General features: G+C 72.5%; 1 pseudogene. It reads right to left on the bottom strand.

The annotated features are described in order from the left end of the window. A pseudogene (locus tag RB628_RS41695) lies at positions 1-349 on the bottom strand (HAD-IC family P-type ATPase); the annotation flags it as partial.

The raw sequence follows: 349 nt of genomic DNA on the forward strand, positions 1-349 counted from the left end.
ACGAATCGTCCAGGAGCACCATCGAGGCCGCCTCCCGGGCCACGTCGGTGCCCGACGCCCCCATCGCCATGCCAATGTCGGCGTGCTTGAGCGCCGGGGCGTCGTTCGCTCCGTCCCCGGTGACCGCCACGACCTCGCCGCGCCGCTGGAAGGCGGTGACCACGCGCATCTTGTGCTCGGGGCTGACCCGGCACAGCAGCAGCTCGGACGGTTCGGCGAGCAGCGCGTCGAGCGCCTCCTCGTCCATCGCGTTACACCACGACCGGTTCCGGCCCGCGTACGATGCCGACCCGCCGGGCCACGGCCTCCCCGGTGAGCGGGTGGTCGCCGGTGACCATGACGATCCGGA

The organism is Streptomyces sp. ADMS (genome assembly GCF_033441795.1).
In the GTDB taxonomy this organism is placed as follows: Bacteria; Actinomycetota; Actinomycetes; order Streptomycetales; family Streptomycetaceae; genus Streptomyces.